At 43.8% G+C, this 17,061-nt stretch carries 19 protein-coding genes; 9 read left to right on the plus strand and 10 right to left on the minus strand.

Features of this window, described 5'->3' with window-relative positions; genetic code table 11:
- The first annotated feature begins 100 nt into the window (after positions 1 to 100).
- Entirely contained in the window at positions 101 to 457 is a 357-nt protein-coding gene (locus tag QUB35_RS05075) for a CU044_2847 family protein (protein WP_333139963.1), read from the plus strand.
- Between the two features lie 191 nt (positions 458 to 648).
- Here the strand turns inward: QUB35_RS05075 and QUB35_RS05080 are convergent, their stop codons facing one another.
- The 5 genes from QUB35_RS05080 to QUB35_RS05100 form a co-directional block, all read right to left on the minus strand.
- Positions 649 to 1,728, minus strand: a complete 1,080-nt coding sequence (locus QUB35_RS05080) for a hypothetical protein (RefSeq protein ID WP_333139965.1) — start codon at positions 1,726 to 1,728, stop codon at positions 649 to 651.
- A 76-nt stretch (positions 1,729 to 1,804) separates the two neighbouring features.
- Complete coding sequence (locus QUB35_RS05085; protein ID WP_333139967.1) at positions 1,805 to 2,782, minus strand: hypothetical protein; 978 nt, start codon at positions 2,780 to 2,782, stop codon at positions 1,805 to 1,807.
- 56 nt (positions 2,783 to 2,838) lie between these two features.
- A complete protein-coding gene (locus QUB35_RS05090) occupies positions 2,839 to 3,207 on the minus strand; it encodes a hypothetical protein (RefSeq protein ID WP_333139969.1) in 369 nt (122 codons plus the stop codon).
- A gap of 59 nt (positions 3,208 to 3,266) precedes the next feature.
- On the minus strand, positions 3,267 to 3,968 hold the full coding sequence (locus tag QUB35_RS05095; RefSeq protein WP_333139971.1) for a hypothetical protein: 702 nt from the start codon (positions 3,966 to 3,968) through the stop codon (positions 3,267 to 3,269).
- Between the two features lie 142 nt (positions 3,969 to 4,110).
- On the minus strand, positions 4,111 to 4,377 hold the full coding sequence (locus tag QUB35_RS05100) for a hypothetical protein (RefSeq protein ID WP_006634886.1): 267 nt from the start codon (positions 4,375 to 4,377) through the stop codon (positions 4,111 to 4,113).
- A 254-nt stretch (positions 4,378 to 4,631) separates the two neighbouring features.
- Here QUB35_RS05100 and QUB35_RS05105 point away from each other — a divergent pair, with 254 nt between their 5' ends.
- The 4 genes from QUB35_RS05105 (at position 4,632) to QUB35_RS05120 (ending at position 6,917) form a co-directional block, all read left to right on the plus strand.
- The gene (locus QUB35_RS05105) at positions 4,632 to 4,955 is read left to right on the plus strand and encodes a helix-turn-helix domain-containing protein (RefSeq protein ID WP_006634885.1); all 324 of its coding nucleotides are present in this window, start codon (positions 4,632 to 4,634) and stop codon (positions 4,953 to 4,955) included.
- Positions 4,956 to 4,970: 15 nt separating this feature from the next.
- On the plus strand, positions 4,971 to 5,660 hold the full coding sequence (locus tag QUB35_RS05110; RefSeq protein WP_242716182.1) for an ImmA/IrrE family metallo-endopeptidase: 690 nt from the start codon (positions 4,971 to 4,973) through the stop codon (positions 5,658 to 5,660).
- 80 nt (positions 5,661 to 5,740) lie between these two features.
- Positions 5,741 to 6,004, plus strand: coding sequence for a hypothetical protein (locus QUB35_RS05115; protein ID WP_333139973.1), 264 nt, complete (start codon positions 5,741 to 5,743; stop codon positions 6,002 to 6,004).
- 31 nt (positions 6,005 to 6,035) lie between these two features.
- On the plus strand, positions 6,036 to 6,917 hold the full coding sequence (locus tag QUB35_RS05120) for a YheC/YheD family protein (RefSeq protein WP_333139975.1): 882 nt from the start codon (positions 6,036 to 6,038) through the stop codon (positions 6,915 to 6,917).
- A gap of 39 nt (positions 6,918 to 6,956) precedes the next feature.
- Here QUB35_RS05120 and QUB35_RS05125 read toward each other — a convergent pair whose 3' ends face one another.
- Positions 6,957 to 8,204 (minus strand): L-lactate MFS transporter, encoded by a 1,248-nt coding sequence (locus tag QUB35_RS05125; protein ID WP_333139977.1) that lies wholly within the window; start codon positions 8,202 to 8,204, stop codon positions 6,957 to 6,959.
- A 512-nt stretch (positions 8,205 to 8,716) separates the two neighbouring features.
- A complete protein-coding gene (locus QUB35_RS05130) occupies positions 8,717 to 10,111 on the minus strand; it encodes a hypothetical protein (protein WP_333139979.1) in 1,395 nt (464 codons plus the stop codon).
- A gap of 90 nt (positions 10,112 to 10,201) precedes the next feature.
- Here QUB35_RS05130 and QUB35_RS05135 point away from each other — a divergent pair, with 90 nt between their 5' ends.
- Positions 10,202 to 11,224 carry a hypothetical protein gene (locus QUB35_RS05135; RefSeq protein ID WP_333139981.1) on the plus strand — a complete coding sequence of 341 codons (1,023 nt, stop codon included), beginning with the start codon at positions 10,202 to 10,204 and terminating at the stop codon, positions 11,222 to 11,224.
- Between the two features lie 79 nt (positions 11,225 to 11,303).
- Positions 11,304 to 11,717, plus strand: a complete 414-nt coding sequence (locus tag QUB35_RS05140) for a hypothetical protein (RefSeq protein WP_333139983.1) — start codon at positions 11,304 to 11,306, stop codon at positions 11,715 to 11,717.
- 176 nt (positions 11,718 to 11,893) lie between these two features.
- Here QUB35_RS05140 and argS read toward each other — a convergent pair whose 3' ends face one another.
- On the minus strand, positions 11,894 to 13,651 hold the full coding sequence (argS, locus tag QUB35_RS05145) for an arginine--tRNA ligase (RefSeq protein ID WP_333139985.1): 1,758 nt from the start codon (positions 13,649 to 13,651) through the stop codon (positions 11,894 to 11,896).
- Positions 13,652 to 14,000: 349 nt separating this feature from the next.
- Between argS and QUB35_RS05150 the strand changes: the two genes are divergently transcribed.
- Together QUB35_RS05150 and QUB35_RS05155 are read left to right on the plus strand one after the other, a co-directional pair.
- Complete coding sequence (locus QUB35_RS05150) at positions 14,001 to 14,396, plus strand: hypothetical protein (protein ID WP_333139987.1); 396 nt, start codon at positions 14,001 to 14,003, stop codon at positions 14,394 to 14,396.
- Between the two features lie 804 nt (positions 14,397 to 15,200).
- Positions 15,201 to 16,592, plus strand: a complete 1,392-nt coding sequence (locus QUB35_RS05155) for a malic enzyme-like NAD(P)-binding protein (protein WP_333139989.1) — start codon at positions 15,201 to 15,203, stop codon at positions 16,590 to 16,592.
- Here QUB35_RS05155 and QUB35_RS05160 read toward each other — a convergent pair.
- Both QUB35_RS05160 and QUB35_RS05165 read right to left on the minus strand, forming a co-directional pair.
- Entirely contained in the window at positions 16,589 to 16,864 is a 276-nt protein-coding gene (locus QUB35_RS05160; protein ID WP_333139991.1) for a hypothetical protein, read from the minus strand. The two genes, QUB35_RS05155 and QUB35_RS05160, sit on opposite strands and share 4 nt — an antisense overlap.
- The gene (locus QUB35_RS05165; RefSeq protein WP_333139993.1) at positions 16,854 to 17,024 is read right to left on the minus strand and encodes a hypothetical protein; all 171 of its coding nucleotides are present in this window, start codon (positions 17,022 to 17,024) and stop codon (positions 16,854 to 16,856) included. Before QUB35_RS05165 ends, QUB35_RS05160 begins: the two co-directional genes overlap by 11 nt.
- Positions 17,025 to 17,061 lie beyond the last annotated feature (37 nt).

The following is a 17,061-nucleotide window of genomic DNA, read 5'->3' on the forward strand; positions in this document are numbered from 1 at the left end:
TGAATTGCTGTTTTAATTCTATCGCTAGAATAACTCAACTTTTCGGAAGCAAGCTCTATCTTTAAGCAAACTCTACACAAACTTAACAAAAGGTAACATTATGTCAGAATTACAGCGTTTCGCTTTTAAAGCAGATGGTGAAGTATACGAAGTCACAATTGACGAAGCTGCAACCTCACAGGAGGATAGTCCTTTTGACGAAGAGAGGGACGTGCGAAGCGATGCGATTAACCGGATGCAGCAAGCTCGCGTGCTAATTCGCAGTTATGCTATGTATGCTGTCACGGCTTTTAAAGATTTTGGTGCGGCTGAGGTTGAAGAACTAACACTGAAATTTGGTATCAAAATGGGTGGCAAAGCTGGCATCCCTTACATTACGGAAGGTTCAGCAGAAGGCAACTTAGAAATTGAGGTAAAGTGCAAGTTTCCTAAATCTGCTGCAAGCGAAAAGTCTTAAACCGTTCTTAATCCTTAATCGCAGCTAATTAAGTAAACCCACCTAACAACACAGAATACGCACTTTCTCTTAGTCCGCGCAGGCGGACTTCGTTTGACAAGGAGCGGTTTCAACCGCCGAGTGATGCGCTCATTCAATACGGCAGATACCCGACTTCTTCAAGAAATCGGGTATCTAAAGGGACTACTTATCTACTTATTTTTTTGCTGAGTCTTCGCTTGTTCGATCGCAATTTCCCTCACTGCTTGCAAAGAACTCAAATTCGATGAGCCCTCAATCGCCTTCACCGCCAAATCTTGAACCTGTTTCAAAGCAGAATCCAATTGTTTCGACAAGCTAGCAAGGCGCGCATCTTGATTTTGAATTGTCTGTAACATCCCTTGAATTTGCAGTTCATAATTTTGCTTTTGCCCTTCGATATCTTTAGCAGACAAATCAGCCTTAACTTTAGCTTGATAATTGCCAATATTGCGGCCGTTATCTTTCCCGTTCTTGATATTAGCTTCCAATTCTTTCGGGAAAGCTTCTACCTTAGCTTTCACCTCAGCATAAAGTTTTTCCCGTTCCGAAATAGATTTTTCGCGTTCCGCCCACTGTTTCTCCTGTTCTTGCTGAAACTCTTCGATTTCTTGATACAGCCTTTTCTGGCGCTGTTCGTATTCTTCGATGTCCAGATTTCGCTGAAGATTCAAATCATAATCATACAACTCTTCATCCCGATCGCGAGCTTTTTGATGATTCTCATTGCGTTCTTTAACGGCCAACTTTTGCAGTTCCTGCTCTTTTTCCCAAGCTTGCCGGCGTTCCAACAATTCCTGTTCAACAGTTTCGCGCTGTTCACTGAGTTCGCCAGCAAAAGTTTTCGCGCTTTCTTCGTACTGTTGAATTAAATTGTCCAGCGTATCTTCTGCAACATCTTCTAAACTGTGCAACTCTTGCAGTTGTTGAATTTCCTCGCCCACAGTGCGCCGCAATTCTTCGACTTTAGCAGCTTCTGAAGTTAATTTTTCAGACAACTCGCTGACAGCCCCACCAAAGCCAAATTGCAGTAAGATTAAATTGTCGATTGTGGACTGCATTTTTTGTGGATTTTGAGTTAAAGCCATTGGTTTTTGTGCCTCCACAATAGGTTTTTCTGGGGCTGGTTTTTGCTTTTGGGAAGCGTTTAGCTGTTGGATTTGCGATTCTAACAGCGCTTTTTCTTGCGCTGCTTCCTTGTACGCTTCTAAAATTTCAGCCTTGGTGCTTTTGTCGCTAACTCTTTTGTTCATGACTTTTCATTCCTTAATTGTTGGGAAAATTTCTGTCATTTTTTCGTAAGGTGTGTATTGCACACCTTACTGGGTTTTAAGCTTTGCTGGCAAAAGCTTTCATTGCCAAGTCTTGCGCTTGCTTCATAGTCGCTTGGAGTTGCGCGGAAATTTCGGCAATTTGTTCGGTTTGTCGCTCAATAGTCTGCTGCAAAGATTGCGCTTTCAATTCATATCCTTGCTTAGTGCTTTCCCATTCTTTCTCCACTAAATCTGCCTTGACTTTAGCTTCGCGGGAAACTTCTTGAATAGATTCTTCTTTGGCTTTGACATAAGCCTGTTTCAGTTCTTCTTCAAATCCAGCGGCTTTCTTTTGATTCTCTTCAAACTCAGCTTGATTGTCACTCAGGACTTGTTCGCGTTCTACCCAGTTTTTCTCTTTTTCGCGAGTAGATTGTTGCAATTCCCGTTCTAGTTTGCGTTTTGTTTCTTCGTATTCGTCAGTTTCGACTTTGCGGGTGCGTTCTAATTCGTAGTGATAATCTGCTGTTTCCCGCTGGTGTTCTTTTGTTGTTAGTGCAATTTGTTCTTGAATTGCTATGTCAAACTCTTGCTGTTCTTTTTCCCAAATCTTGCGTTTTTGGGTCGTGTCTTTTTCGATAAGTTCGCGCTGGTTGGCGCTGTTTTGTTCGAGCAGAGTCAATTTTTCTCGGTGTTCTTGAGTTAAAATGTGGAGGGCGTCTGCTACAACTCGGATTTGCTGCAATTCTTGCAATTGTTGGGCTTCAATTTCGATCGCGCGTTTTAATTCGTCTAATTTGGAAGATTCCGCCTTCAGTTTTTCGGAAAGTCCGCTGATGATGCTGCCGAAATCTAATTGCAAGTCTGCCAAGCCTTTGACGATGCTGTCAATTGTGTAGGTGGAAGCGACTTCGAGGAGTTGTTTGTTTTTGGCTTTTTCGGCTGACTGTTCTTTGGTTTCGACTTTGGATTCGATCTTTTTCTTGTCGGCTAAAATCTGCTGAAAGTTTTGCAAAATTTGGGCTTTGCTATCCTTGGCAGTTGCTACTGTCATAATTGTTTCTTCTCCTGATTCTAAGTTTTCGAGATTTTTTAGTGAAACGTTTTCAGTTATTCAAAGTTGCGGAGTTGGCTGAGAATAGCTTGGTATTTTCTGGCTGCGTCGGGTTTTTCTTCGGGATTGGCGCTGGCTAGAGTTCTGAGAATTTTCCAGCAGCGATCGCACCGATTTCCTTGCCAGCAGCCGCACTCATCAATTATACTTAAAAGTGCGCCTTTTAGCAATTGATTTTCGGCTAACAAAGCTCGGTAATTCCGCTGGACTGATTCGGCTACTAAAGTCATGTGCTGGAAGCCTTCGGTGAGACTTTCGATGTCGTTAACTGCGTCTGTCCGAATTTGGTCTAGCAGCTCAAGATTCTCTCTCAAACGGCTTTCTTGCAGGTTTGGTTTGGTTTTTAGCTTGGTTAATTTCTTCATTTCAGTCTGTTGTAACAGTTATGGCAAAGGCGCGATTAAATCGCGCCTTTACAACAAAATTAGAACAAGTCAGCAGTTAATTGGTCTTCGGCTGGCGGTAGCGACATACTGCCGTTGGAATTCAAAGCCATAGCATCGTTTTCACCGCTAGCGTGAGCAGCCATCAAGCAGGCAACTTGCTGCGCCGGCAGGTTATCTAAACACACCATAGCCCTTGTTCCTTCTAAGTCAATCATCCGCGATTGATTGCTAGAATCGGACAAAACTGCTGCGGCTTGGTCGATAACCGCCCAATCTTTCCGCTCGTTCCAAGACCATTTCAAGCTGTAGTAGTTGATCGGTTTTACTACTCCGCTGTCGTCGGGTTTCTGACCGGAATGCTTGACAAATTCGGGAACAAAAATTCCTGTTGCAGGCTCTACGCCGCGAGATTGAACTGATGCTACCAAACGGTTAAAATCGTTCAAGCTGCGGTTTTTGATGTATGTCACCATGACTACTCCTTGCGGCAATTCGCCACTTTCTGCGACAAACCACAGTTGACCCCACAATGTGTGGGAAGTTTGACCGAGGGAACCGAAGAATTTGGAGAATTTGAGGATTGTCATGGAACACTTGGAACCGTAGTCGGTGTCGCCGATCGCCCACTGGCCACTTTGGCAATTGTTACGTACTGCGATCGGGATTTCCGGTACTAGCAAAGCATTGCTCGGTTTGGCACCAAATACTGAAAATGTAGGTCTTTCTTGTGTTTTAGTCATTGTTCGTTTTTCCTTAGTTATTGATTTATGTTCTGACAATTAGGAATCGGTAATTGGGAATTGGGAACTCACAACAATCGAATTATTTTTCTTCCCTCTTCCTTCTTCCTTCTTCCTTCTTCCTTCTTCCTTCTTCCTTCGATTACCTAATGAGATGTGTTGTTGCTTTTGGTTCGGGATAGGTATACTCAAGCATCGCCTCTTGTTGAGCTTTGATAATCCGCAGCGCGGCGAGCAAATGCTCTAACGTTTCTAGGTGCGCTGGGGTGAAGTGGATGCTGAAGCCTTCGCCATCCCGCGCGTAGCCGGGACAAACCAGTGAGGCTGAGCTTTGTTCTTCGTGGGTGGCGATGTATAGCCAGTCATCGTCTTCGAGCTTGTAATGCGTGTCTGTCCAGGTTCTCAGCATTTGCGATCTGCTCCTCCTTATTTGCTGCGTACAAGCGTTTTGACGCCCAGCGCTTCTCACTCCTCTGAAGTTGACGACGCTATATGTAGCGTGTGAGCTGGGCTAATTTGCACCCTTAACCCTACCAGTCAGGCTCCGTTGGTTGATTAAACCGTCAACTAACCTCATGGTAGCGCGGGTTGATTTTCCCGTCAAGTGTTTTGTTGAACTTTTCATCAAAACAGGCTAGAATGCTTGTCAGGAGGCGAAAAACCGTGGAACAAACATTTGGAAGACTGATCCGTCAAGCTCGCAAGGACAAAGCTTACTCACAACGTGAGCTAGCAGCTATGCTAAGTGTGGACTTTACTTATTTGTCGAAGTTGGAGAACGATCGAGCGGATTATGCGCCAAAAGAGGAGGTAATCCGAGCATTAGCGCGGAATCTAGACATAAACGAAGAGGAATTGATTTTCCTGGCCGGGAGACTGCCGCAGCAGTACGAAGCGCTGCTGAAGCAGAATCCGAAGGAAATGCAGGCTCTTTTCCGCCGAATGCAAGAAAATCCAGATTGGCTCAAACAGTCTTTTGAAGCGTAAGAGAGGCCCCTCATAGTGAGTATTTTTAAGCCGTATTGCTTCTATCCCAAAGAATCGATCGAGCGTTTGGCAAATGACATCTTGATGCAGATGCAGAAAACGCAAAATTTTGCTCCGAGATGGCCTTTTGATGCGACAACGGTTGCTGATTTTCTGGATTTGGGCGTAGTTTGGGAGTGCATTGAGCCGGATGAAGAAGGTGCGATCGCGGCGAGGATTTTGCCGCAGCAGCGGTTAATCGAAATCAACGAACAGATTCTCGAAAAACCGCCGGGGTTCATCGAATCGACGATCGCCCACGAAATCGGCCACTGGGTGCTACACGTCAATCAAGACGAAGCAGACGGCACTGTGGAACAGTTGGAATTAAACTTAGGGAATGAAGGAAAAACGGCATCTGATGTCGAGGAACCGTTTGTTTGTCGGGGTGCGAGTGCGGATAATAAGGTTTTGTCGATCGAATGGCAAGCGCAATATTTTGCAAGCTGTTTGTTGATGCCTCGGTGTATTTTGGAGGAAAAAAGACAGGGACGCGATTTAACTAAGTGGTCGCATTTATACAAAATGAGAGATGAATTGGGAGTGAGCATTTCCAATTTAACAAACCGCTTGCAAGAATTCGATTGGATTTACATTCCCAAGGGAACTCGCGAGATTTATGCCGGGAAAGATGCGGCCAACGGACAACAGCGGTTGTTTGGATAGAATTTGATAGAATTTGAGGTTTGAGAGAGATTCTCGAATCTCAACTTTTTCAGATAACTTTGAAAGAATGAGGTTGCAAAATGGAAACCAAACGAGTAGCAGACCTGACAGTTGAAGAACTGAAAGCCATAATCGCTGAAGTGGTCGATATGCGATTAAGTCAATGGATAAATCCTTTTAATAGCAATACCTTGCCTCTGCTTCCGAAAAGGACGAAGGAAGAACAAATGCAGAATAATTTAGCTGCAATAGAATGGCTAGATAAATGGGCAAAAGAAGGAGATGAAGAAGAACAGCGAGAAACTTTTGAATATCTGCAAAAAGCCTTAAATGAAAAACAATGAAAGTTAAAATTCACAATTGAAATTGCATTTTATGCTAACCAATATTCAAATCCTGCTGGCGGCTTGTGAGGAATTAAATATCCCTTACGAAATCCTGCATCCTTCCCAAAACTTGATTAGACTCAAACATGGCGGCGAAGAATATTATTTTGTCAATTACATGACGCCATTTAACAGCGCGTCAGTAGCAGAAATTTTTAAAGACAAAGAATATACTTATCAACTATTAAACGGCAATATAAATACTCCCAGAACTCTCGGTTTTGTCTCGCCTCACTGCGAGGAGAAGTATAAAAAGTATTTGAGTTTCCCAGATATTGAATCAATAGTTTTAGAAGTAAACAAAAAATTCGCTTTCCCGGTGATTCTCAAAAGAAATCGCGGTGCTGGTGGCAACAATGTTTTTTTATGTAAAACTACAGAGCAAATTAAAGAAGCCCTAGAAATTATATTTAACGTCAACAGCAAAGATTATGACTATGTGGCGCTAGCTCAAGAATATATCGAAATTGTCCACGAATATCGCGCTGTATTCTGCAAAGAAAAGCTAGTTTTGCTGTACGAGAAAGACAAATCTCAGGCGAAATTTGCGGGGAATTTAAGCCCGCTGCACTGGGAAGGTGCGAAAGCCAAACATATAATTAATCCAAATCTCATGTCTGAGATTGAAGATTTTGTTAAACCTGTTTTTGCAGAAATTGCGATTAATTATGCGGGGCTTGACATAGCACTAGATAAAAACGGAGCATATTGGTTAATTGAAATTAACTCAAGTCCCAATTACGATATATTTGTGAGAGATAACGATCGCCAAATTGCTGTAAAGATGTTTAAAGATATCTTAGAAAATTGGAAAAGCCGAGAAACTGGGTTGTTCACCGATATTCACGGCTCAAATCCCATATTTTCCTAAAAAACCCGGTTTCTTCGATCGGGGGTACGCCAGTCCCGATTAAGAAACATCGGCTTCGGCTGCAATTTTAACCCCTCCCTTCAGCGCAAACACGGCGGTGATGATGCCAACAACCGCAAGAATTGCCGTAATGTAAAAAGCGTTGGTATAGCTGCCAAAAGTATCGCGAATTTTCCCCGCAGCAATTGTACCGAAAAACGCTCCAACTCCGTAGGCTGTATACACAATGCCGTAGTTTTTCGCGTAGTCTGTGGGGTCGAATAAAGTTAAAGTTGCCGTGGGCGCGATCGCCAGCCATCCTCCTAACGACAGCCAGAACAAACAAAACGCAATGATATAAGTTGCGACTTGTCCAACGCCCGCCTGAGTCATCATAATCGATGCGATTAAGATGAGAATGTAGTTGGCGATTGCGGCATATTTTGGCTTAAATCGATCGGTTATCCAACCAAACATCGGACGCCCCATACCGTTAAATATGGCAAACAGAGAAACCGTTGCCGCAGCCGTTCCGGCGTCTAATTTAATAATTTCCTGCGCCACGGAAGAAGAAATTCCGATCGCGCCCAATCCCACCAGCGTGCCAATTGTGTAGCACACCCACAGCCCGTAAAATGCGGGAGATTTCATCATCGGTGCGATCTGGCTATTTACCGCTGTTCCCGATCGGGCGGCCGCAAATCCCGCAGGCGTCCATCCAGTTGGCGGCATTTTCAAAACGGTCGAAATTGCCAAAATAATGACGGTAAAAGCGATGCCTAAAATCAGAAACGTTTGCGCTATTTGATAGGTATCGATTAAATATTTGGCAATCGGTGCGGTAATTAAAGGCGACAAACCAAACCCAATTACTGTTAGCCCAACTGCCAATCCTTTTTTATCGGGAAACCACTTGGCTGCTACTGCTAGCGGTACGCCGTAAGCAATTCCCACCCCGGCACCGGCGATAATTCCATAGGTGACTACCAGGACAGTAATATTAGGTGCAAATGCCGATAAAATATAGCCGATTCCCGTCACGACGCCGCCGACTGCGGTCACGGTGCGAGAACCGTAGCGATCGATAAAAAAGCCGGTAATTGGCATCAGTACGGCAAAAACTACTAACAATACGGTAAACGGCAATAAACTATCCGTTGCACCGATATCGAGCTGCTTTTCTAGCGGCTTTCTAAAGATACTCCAAGAATAAACTGTACCCAGACAAAGCAAGACCGTGATTCCCAGCGGAACGAACAACCAGCGGCCTTTTTCTGCTGGCATTCCGAAAACTTTTGTTTCGTTCATGTTTTTAATTTTTATCGAGGAGGCATTAATAGGTAATGGCTGTGCATTCCCCGATAAATTGTAAATTTACTATAAGTTTGTTACCGATGCAATAGTTGTGTTTAAATAATATTAAACTTAACTAAAATCTGCGCGCAAGTTGGAAAATTTTGTGAGATATCGCAACGATCACCAAATTGTCGTAACAATGTTTAAAGGCATCTTGGAGAGCTTGATTGTTAACAAAAAGCCGTAAATGCTCGATTTGAATGTAGTCGATCGTATTTAGATGAATGTGGTGTAAGCTGTAGATTAGCTGAAAGGCTTTAAGCGAAATAGGTTTCAGCCAATAACTTAAAATTCACATTTTTTAATTTAATGTAGCAACTCGCATATAGAGTAGGGTGCGTCAGAGTCCCAAACCCTTATTTTGTCAATCTATAATTTAGTCTGACGCACCCTACAAGTTGATTTACCTTCAGCTACAGACCCAATTCCAGCCGCACGACTCGCTGATTAGTGACAAACTAGGGCTATGTTGTTGCGGTCTGCTTTGCTGATTCATCATTTCCTTGAAAATACCAGTAGAGGTTAGCAACAGTTAAATCATTGACTTCTTGCCAATTTGAGGGGGCTAAAGCTTTATAGCCAGAGGTAGTTGCTTTCTGACTGATATAAGATTCATGTTGTTGACGCAAGCTAGGTTTTATCAAAAATCGCAATTGATCGCGTAGTGATTTGAAGTGGGATTTTTGCTGCAAGTTTTCGTAGAGCGCAATTTCTTCTGGTTCTGCCATTATAGCAATTTCTTGATTAGTATTTGAAACTGGTGTCGTTTCCATATTTAAACTAGCCAATTGTTTACGCTCATCAGCCGATAAACTTAGCATCCAATCTACCTGATTTTGCCAAGAGTTCAAAACTACTAGATCCTGATTATAAATCCGTGTGATTTCTGGAAATATAAAATCAATTTCATCTTTTGTGCAGCGCTCAATAACGGTGAGAATGTCTTGGCGTATTCTTTCTTGGAGGTGGGAAAGGGAATTACTTACAGATGCAGGCTCGTTCAGCAATTGATAAGTTAATGAAATTGTCTGCTCAATTGCCCAAGCACATTCAACTCTACGAAGATAGCCAACTGCACAAGTGGCTTTGAATAATTCAGGATTATTATAGTCAGCTAAAGCATTAGCTAAAATGTGTTGTGCACTTGTTAAGGTAGAATTTCTGGTATGTTTATCTTCCATTAATAAAGCACTTTGAATTAGTCTCTGTGCCATCGCAAATTTCTGATAAGCTTGACTTAAGATTAAACGATGGTGCTCAAAATTAATGCTTTCAGCTAACAGTTTAATTTCAGCAATAACTTCTGCTTTTTGGTCTCTCAGCAGTGCCTCTATACTAATAAAACCATGTGTAACTGTTAGCTTCAATTCCTTAATATCTTCCCTCATTTTCAATGTCTGATGAAGGTTAACGGCTGACAGTGCAGCTATGGCCACCACACCGACACCAATGACGGCAGTAGATGCTGACAGAATGCCCACATTAGCCGAGAGAGAGTTTAAGCCATACTGAATCACATCTAGTCTTCTGTAAGTTTCTTGAAAACCCAGGTCTGTTTGAACCATTTGCGCTACACCTAATACAAAATCTGGAATAGCGAACAACGGCTCGGCAACCATACCAATTGCCGAACCTACAAAGCGATCTGTTGCCAAGTCTCTAGCTATTCCCAATAATACTCCTGCACTATCTGGAATAGCGAACAACGGCTCGGCAACCATACCAATTGCCGAACCTACAAAGCGACCTGTTTCCGTATCTCTAGCAATTCCCAATAATACTCCTGCACTATTCTTCACGACTTCATAAGTGCCGGAGATGATGCCAGCCTGTATGTGAGGAGGAAACACAAAAATCATATTTTTTACCTGAATAGCGATTGATATTACATATTATAGTATATTATATGATTATGGTTAACTGTGTCAGTCTACAGTGGAATTACTTAAATGAACGAATTCATGCAAGCATTTCAGAACATCGCCCAATCTGCGGCTGTCGTCGCGGCGGATGATTATAAATCCTTAGAGATTAAGGAATCTGCTACAACCGTGATTAAGTCAGTCCAGCCTGGGTTCGATGAATTGATGGGATCAGCTACCAGACTTGAGAAAGTTGTGCAAAAATGCCGGAACGATATCGATCGCGCTGAAGACGTTTGGACTTGTAAACTTGGGATTATCCAAGCTTCAAAACAGGAAATATGGCAACAGCTTGGGGAACTGAGCGGCTGTCATGTCAGAATTAATGAACTAGGTCGTCAATGTCAAAGTTCGGCGAGCGCTCAATCTCAAGATTATTGGGATAAAATATTTGATGTTCGCGTGAAACAAAAGTGGTTTATTGATGCAGCAAAAAAACACAAAAAAGGAATTGGCTGGAAAGAAAAGGATGATTTTATTAAAGATATTCCCATCGTTATGAATCTTGTTTGTATGGAAATCCATCAAATCATTAAGCGCAGCCTGGATCTGGTTGATCAAGACCTTAGCACGATTAACTTAAAAGTGCTTACCCAGTATTTCCAAAATTTAGATAAGCAGACAAAAGATGTGTGGAATCATCAAATTAATTTCACTTTTAGCCAGATAGCAAATAAATTTGAGCAGCCGACTGTTTACTTGCCTGAGAATACCAAATCACTGAGGTCTGTACTTATTATAGCTATGGATAATTTATCCAAATACCGTTTAGGCGATCTTTTATGGGAAGAGGTTGTAAATTTCAAAAAGCAGGTTTCAACCGCGATCGATAATTTCATCAATGCAATCTTTGATGACAGATTGAAACTAGGAAGTCAAGCTTTGGTTAAAGCCATGAGATTTTACAATGAATTTCTCGAAAAGCAAGATAGATATCAGCAAGAAACACCTGCACAACGTCAGGCTGAAAGAGCCTGGATTGATGCCCAATGGGCAGAAATTAAGAAACTGGAAAAAGGTATTAAAGTAATTCTAAATTCTTCTCCATAATTCCTTAAGCTGCTGTTATTCTACTAGATCGCACTTCTTCACACGCTAAAATAAACTTAGTCACAATTCCATGAAAAAAATGACAACACAACTACTAGAACTAGAGGGAACGTGGGAAGAAATTGTAGCGCAATCAGCCAAATTTGCCGATCGCCGAGTTCGCGTTATTGTTCTTGCGGATGAGGAACCGCTGAAGTCAACCGAAGACTGTTTTCGCCAAGGATGGCACGAAGCAATGACAGGAGAGACTGTACCGCTTTCTGAACTGTGGGAAGGTATTGATGCAGCGATCGAGATGATGCAGTCTCTGCCAGAAACTTTACAGCAGCAAGTAGCGGAATACTTGAAAGAGTATATCGCAGACTTAAAAGATGAGCTTCAATGGGACGAATCTTTCAAGAAAACGCAACCGCAACTTGTGGCTGCTGCCCAACGCGCAAAACAAGAAATTGCTGAAGGAAAGGCACAGGAAATGAGACTCAATGAGTTATGAAATCTGCCACCCTTCCTTCCTTTTGGGAAAAATACAATTCTCTTGACATTAAAATAAAAGAGCAAGTAATCAGGCCGGGGCGGGTTTTCGAGATGGTTGGTTTCAGGCAATTATTGTTGGTTAACCCGCCCCTACATCGCTTTGGAAGGACTAAAGTCCTCACTACAAACCTTAGATTACATCCTTTCCAATACCTTAATCCCCAACAACTCCAAACCCAATTTCAAAGTTCTCGCCGTCAAATCGCACAAAATTAACCGCGAAGTCCGCAACGGTTCCTCAGCTTTCAAAACCGGACATTGCTCAAAAAATTGATTGAACTTTTGACTCAATTCAAACAAATACTGACAAATTCGATTCGGCAACAAATCGCCGCCCACAGCATTCACAACTTCATTCAACTGCAATAAATGCTTTGCCAATACCAACTCGGCATCTGATTGCAAAATCACTTTCGCACCAGCATCTAAATTCTCGAAATCAATCTCACCTTTCCGGCGAATTCCCTGCACGCGCACATAAGCATACAGCATATAAGGAGCGGTATTTCCTTGCAATGCGAGCATTTTGTCGTAACTGAAAATATAGTTGCTGGCGCGATTTTGACTTAAATCGGCATACTTAACGGCACTCAAACCAACTGTTCGAGATACGTTAGCAATGAATTCCTCAGTCTCTTGTCTTTCTTCTGCTTTTAATCTCTCTTCTAAATCTTGGCGCGTGCGGACGATCGCCTCATCTAACAAATCCTGCAACCGCACCGTTTCCCCAGAACGAGTTTTGAGTTTTTTGCCGTCTTCTCCCAATACCAAACCGAAGGGAATGTGGACAATTTCGACATCTTCAGGAATCCAATTGGCTTTTCTGGCTACTGCAAATACTTGGGCAAAGTGGTTTGCTTGTCCCGAATCGGTGACGTAAATTAAGCGCTTTGCATTGTCTTTTTGGATGCGGTAGCGCACTGCTGCTAAATCTGTTGTGGCGTAGTTGTAGCCGCCGTCGGTTTTTTGGACGATTAGCGGCAGTGGTTCGCCTTCTTTATTGGTGAAACCGTCTACAAAAACGCATTTCGCGCCGTCACTTTCTACTAGCAAACCTAGATTGGTTAAATCTTCGACTACTGCGGGCAATAAAGGATTGTAAAACGATTCGCCGCGTTCGGTTAATTTGATATCGAGCAAGTCGTATATTACTTGGAATTCGCGGCGCGATTGATCGCACAGCAATTTCCAAGCGCGGCGGGTGTCTTCGGCGCCTGCTTGCAGTTTTACTACTTCTTGGCGGGCGGTTTCTTTGAAGGTTTCGTCTGCGTCGAAGCGCTGTTTTGCTTGGCGGTAAAATGCGACTAAATCGCCTAAGTCTAGGGCGTCAGCGGTTGTGAGGGCTTCGGGGTGAACTTCGCGCAAATATGCGATCAGCATTCCGAATTGCGTGCCCCAGTCGCCGATGTGGTTGATTCTGAGTACGTCGTGGCCTTGGAATTCGAGGGTGCGGGCGATCGCATCTCCGATGATTGTCGATCGCAAATGTCCGACGTGCATTTCTTTGGCTATATTCGGACTGGAAAAGTCGATCGCGATTGTCTGAGGCGTTTTCGCGGGTTCAATCCCCAAACGCGAGTCGGCGGCCATCGCACTAATTTGCGCTTCCAAATAAGCCGGTTTCAGCTTCAAATTGATAAAACCGGGCCCGGCGATTTCAGGGGTTTCGCAGATGTCAGCAATATCTAGGTTTTCGATGATTGTCGAGGCGATCGCCCGTGGGGGCTTTCCTAACTTTTTCCCCAAACTCATCGCCGCATTGCACTGAAAGTCCCCAAAGTTGGGATTGCTGGCGGCGGCTAGCATCGGATCTGCACCTGCATAACTTTCGCCGAATGCAGCGGTGAATGCTTTTTCAAATTTTGCTTTTAACTGTTGGGCGATCGAGTTCATCTTGAATATTTTGATTGGAGGTTTATTTTAAACTCTAGATTAAGCACTTTTTGCCAATAATACTCTTACCACTTAGGTAATTTCCCTCTCCCCCTATCCCTCTGGCCCTCTGGCCCTCTCCCCACCTACTAGGAAATTTTGTACTTAGCTTTGAGCTGCTGATCGGATCAAAATCACTGGCAGCGCTAACACATAGTACATTTTATCACAGTTGCGATCGCTACACAAATTAAAAAATGTCACATCTAGTGCATGATCTCGATCGCTAGATCGTTTAGTTAAATCCCTTACATTAAGGTATGTTAAAATTTTTTCAATGCACCCAAAAATCCTACGAAAGGAAGTAGTTATGTTATCTCAACCTATTTTTGGCGATCGCTCTCTGACCCAAGTCTTTTATCAAGCAGTAATCGCTCGCTTCTACGACGGTTTCAGTCTCTCCACCCAAGCACTATTACGAGAGTGTACCCTTGGCTTCGCTCCCTGTCCCGATGGAGTCAAAACCTTTTTCATCATCGCGCCAAGTCTCGATGCAGCAGAGCAACTAATTGACAAAATGGACAGTATTTTGGAGCGAGTTGCCGAACTCATGGCAGGAGTCGGACAGGTTGCCCTGTGCATACTTCCCGCCGGCAGCGAGGCAGAGCAATCAGTCGATCTGCAAAACTTAGAAAATGTTCCCCCGGATTGTCTGGCTTGCAAATTCTTTACAATTATATGGGCCGATGCTGCGGCCGATCGGTAAAATTGACAGTTAGCAACCAGCAACTCAACACGGTTCGGCCCAAGCTGTGCCGGTGTCGGCGCGGGGTAGATTGTCTGTTAGTTACACTCCCTGGAATTATCGGGCAAAGCGTGCAGGTAATTTAGAGCGTTTGCAAGGTTGCACTCGCAATCCTTGGCCACTGTTAAACCAGACAAAATATATATCAAAGGCCAGCTTGTCAGTCGCTCAGATTTTTACCTGCCGGCTCAAACAGCCGTGCATCTACTTTTTACATTTCCAATAAAGGCCACCAAAAAGCCGCATCAACTCTCCTGGGTGTCTCGCTTCAAAAGACAGCAGCAGGAATTAGGCGGTATCGCTGCAAAATAGATTTTTGCGAAATATCTGCTGATGTTCAGAATAAGCAGAAATATTCTCAAAAATAGATAAGAGTTCCGCAGCTTGACCGAAAGCATTCAGGATACAAGCCCCCGAATTTATCCGTGGGGTCAATGCTTCAATTCTAAAATCTAAAATCTAAAATCTAAAATCGATTGACCTCAGAAACCCGGTTTCTACCCCCGCGCTTCATATTCGTGGTTCGCTGAGAAATTGACAGAAAAGAGGCTGTTTGTGGGAGAGTCACCAGCTAGAAACAGAGCAAAGCTTTACTCAAAAAAAGAGCAATTTTTCAGCGACACCCCTGGCAGTGCAGAGCGATCGTACCACAGGCTCATAGAATTTGTTAAAAATTTCAGTTGAAAATTTAAATTATTAAATTTTATGCCTAACATTGGCGATAAAATCTAAGATTGAAATTCTCAAATCTGAAATCAAGACATCATGGTAAAACTGACACCAAATCCCAGCTTTAGTTTAACAATTCGGGTTGCTCTGCCGAACCAGCCGGGAATGCTGGCAAGAGTCACCAGCGCGATCGCATCTGTCGGCGGCAACTTCGGCCAAATCGACTTGATCGAGCAAACCCGCGCCACTACCGTTCGCGATATCACCGTCGATGCCTCCAGCCTCGAACACAATGAAGAAATAGTGCAAGCAGTGAAAGCGCTGGCGGATATCAGAGTGATCGACGTGTACGATCGCACTTTCAACTTGCACCGCGGCGGAAAAATCAGCGTAGTTAGCAAAATTTCCCTCAAACGCCAGTCAGATTTGGCAATGGCATACACCCCTGGAGTCGGCCGCATCTGCACGGCGATCGCCAATGACCCCCAACAAGTTTATAACCTCACAATCAAACAAAATACTGTTGCCATTGTTACCGACGGTAGCGCAGTTTTGGGACTGGGAAACCTCGGCCCTGCCGCCGCACTGCCAGTCATGGAAGGCAAAGCCATGCTATTTAAAGAATTTGCAGGTATTGACGCCTTTCCTATCTGTTTGAATACCCAAGATACCGAGGAAATTATTCGCACAGTGCAGAATATCGCCCCGGTTTTTGGCGGCGTTAACCTCGAAGATATTTCTTCTCCCCGCTGCTTTGAAATCGAAGCAAGATTGCGGGAAACCTTAGATATTCCGATTTTTCACGACGACCAGCACGGCACTGCGATTGTTAGTTTGGCAGCATTAATTAATGCCTTGAAAATCGTCAAAAAAACCATCGCAGAAGTGTGTATCGTGATTAACGGAGCCGGTGCGGCCGGAGTCGCGATCGCCCGGTTGTTGCGTAAAGCAGGTGCCCAAAACATCATCATGTGCGACTCCAAAGGCGTTCTCTCCGAAGACCGCACGGATATGAACCCAGAAAAACTAGAATTTGCCGTGGCTTCGAGCGGTACTTTGGAAGATGCGATCGCCGGTGCCGATGTATTTTTAGGCGTCAGCGCCCCCGGCGTAGTCACCCGTTCGATGGTGCGTTCGATGGCCGAGAATCCCATTGTTTTTGCAATGGCAAATCCCATTCCTGAAATTCAGCCCGAATTAATTATGGAAGATGCGGCGATCATAGCAACTGGACGCAGCGATTACCCGAATCAAATTAACAATGTTTTGGCATTTCCGGGGATATTTCGAGGTGCTTTGGACTGCAAAGCGACCACGATTACGCCCAGTATGTATTTGGAAGCAGCATACGCGATCGCCTCTTTAGTCAGTCCTTCTCAGCTTGACAAAGAACACATTATACCGTCTGTTTTTGACGAAAGAGTTGCCATTGCTGTCGCCGGTGCAGTGCAGTTGGCTGCCCGATCCGAAGGTATTGCCCGCGATTAATAGAAGGGAGAAGGAAGAAGGAAGAAGGAAGAAGGAAGAAGGAAGAAGGTTGGAGGGAAGAAGGAAGAGGGAAGAAGGAAGAAGGAAGAGGGAAGAAGGAAGAAGGAAGAAGGTTGGAGGGAAGATACCATGTATAAATAAATGGTATTTGTACCATTTTTGTACTTCTTATCTTGTGATTTTTCTGGTTTCTTCTCCTTCCCTCTTTCCTCCTCCCCGTTGATTATTACTCCTTTTTGTTTCCCCCTCCTGTCTTTTTCCTCAACATCCATCCGTTAAATCCCGATCGCGCGATCGTTGCCGAACGTCCCTCGAACCTCCAACATCCAACCTCTTCCTTCTTTCCTCGAACCTCAGCATCCATCCGTTACATCCGTTAAATCCCGTAGACGGCTCGTTGCCGAACTTCCTTCTTCTCTCTTCCTTAATCAAGGATAAAACTCACAACAATAAACAAGATAATAAAGAT

This window comes from Microcoleus sp. B13-B6 (genome assembly GCF_036705405.1).
Classification (GTDB): Bacteria; Cyanobacteriota; Cyanobacteriia; order Cyanobacteriales; family Microcoleaceae; genus Microcoleus.

What these genes read in the sequence shown, in the direction of transcription:
- QUB35_RS05075 (WP_333139963.1), top strand. Translation starts at nt 101, where the DNA reads ATGTCAGAATTACAGCGTTTCGCTTTTAAAGCAGATGGTGAAGTATAC.
- QUB35_RS05080 (WP_333139965.1), bottom strand. Translation starts at nt 1,728, where the DNA reads ATGAACAAAAGAGTTAGCGACAAAAGCACCAAGGCTGAAATTTTAGAA.
- QUB35_RS05085 (WP_333139967.1), bottom strand. Translation starts at nt 2,782, where the DNA reads ATGACAGTAGCAACTGCCAAGGATAGCAAAGCCCAAATTTTGCAAAAC.
- QUB35_RS05090 (WP_333139969.1), bottom strand. Translation starts at nt 3,207, where the DNA reads ATGAAGAAATTAACCAAGCTAAAAACCAAACCAAACCTGCAAGAAAGC.
- QUB35_RS05095 (WP_333139971.1), bottom strand. Translation starts at nt 3,968, where the DNA reads ATGACTAAAACACAAGAAAGACCTACATTTTCAGTATTTGGTGCCAAA.
- QUB35_RS05100 (WP_006634886.1), bottom strand. Translation starts at nt 4,377, where the DNA reads ATGCTGAGAACCTGGACAGACACGCATTACAAGCTCGAAGACGATGAC.
- QUB35_RS05115 (WP_333139973.1), top strand. Translation starts at nt 5,741, where the DNA reads ATGGAAACCAAACGAGTAGCAGACCTGACAGTTGAAGAACTGAAAGCC.
- QUB35_RS05120 (WP_333139975.1), top strand. Translation starts at nt 6,036, where the DNA reads ATGCTAACCAATATTCAAATCCTGCTGGCGGCTTGTGAGGAATTAAAT.
- QUB35_RS05125 (WP_333139977.1), bottom strand. Translation starts at nt 8,204, where the DNA reads ATGAACGAAACAAAAGTTTTCGGAATGCCAGCAGAAAAAGGCCGCTGG.
- QUB35_RS05130 (WP_333139979.1), bottom strand. Translation starts at nt 10,111, where the DNA reads ATGATTTTTGTGTTTCCTCCTCACATACAGGCTGGCATCATCTCCGGC.
- QUB35_RS05135 (WP_333139981.1), top strand. Translation starts at nt 10,202, where the DNA reads ATGAACGAATTCATGCAAGCATTTCAGAACATCGCCCAATCTGCGGCT.
- QUB35_RS05140 (WP_333139983.1), top strand. Translation starts at nt 11,304, where the DNA reads ATGACAACACAACTACTAGAACTAGAGGGAACGTGGGAAGAAATTGTA.
- argS (WP_333139985.1), bottom strand. Translation starts at nt 13,651, where the DNA reads ATGAACTCGATCGCCCAACAGTTAAAAGCAAAATTTGAAAAAGCATTC.
- QUB35_RS05150 (WP_333139987.1), top strand. Translation starts at nt 14,001, where the DNA reads ATGTTATCTCAACCTATTTTTGGCGATCGCTCTCTGACCCAAGTCTTT.
- QUB35_RS05155 (WP_333139989.1), top strand. Translation starts at nt 15,201, where the DNA reads ATGGTAAAACTGACACCAAATCCCAGCTTTAGTTTAACAATTCGGGTT.
- QUB35_RS05160 (WP_333139991.1), bottom strand. Translation starts at nt 16,864, where the DNA reads ATGGATGTTGAGGAAAAAGACAGGAGGGGGAAACAAAAAGGAGTAATA.